Consider the following 554-nt stretch of genomic DNA (forward strand, 5'->3'; position numbering starts at 1 on the left):
GCAAAACAAGGACGAGACCGTAAATTCCAAGCGATCTTACCGTTACGCGGAAAAGTCATTAATACTGAAAAAGCGAAATTACAAGATATTATGAAAAATGAAGAGATCAATACCATGATTTATACGATCGGTGCTGGAGTAGGACCAGAATTTGATTTAGCAGCTTGTAATTACGATAAAATTATTATTATGACGGATGCTGATACGGATGGAGCTCATATTCAAGTGTTATTATTGACGTTTTTCTACCGGTATATGAAACCTTTATTTGAAGCTGGAAAAATTTATTTAGCTATGCCGCCTTTATATAAATTATCAAAAGGAACTGGAAAAAAAGAAAAAATTGCTTATGCTTGGACTGATGATGAGTTGGTCGATGTAACGAAAGCTTTTGGTAAGAATTATATTTTGCAGCGGTATAAAGGACTGGGAGAAATGAATGCTGGGCAACTGTGGGAAACGACAATGGACCCAGATACGAGAACGCTTATCCGTGTCAGAATCGATGATGCTGCTCAAGCTGAACGTCGTGTAGCTGTTTTAATGGGAGATAA

The 554-nt window shown here is 37.2% G+C and carries 1 protein-coding gene; it reads left to right on the forward strand.

Annotation, left to right across the window (positions count from 1 at the left end):
- Positions 1–554 (forward strand): toprim domain-containing protein (locus RT405_RS10510; protein ID WP_313469560.1); only part of this gene is annotated, 554 nt, incomplete at both ends.

This window comes from Carnobacterium sp. (genome assembly GCF_032094055.1).
Classification (GTDB): Bacteria; Bacillota; Bacilli; order Lactobacillales; family Carnobacteriaceae; genus Carnobacterium_A.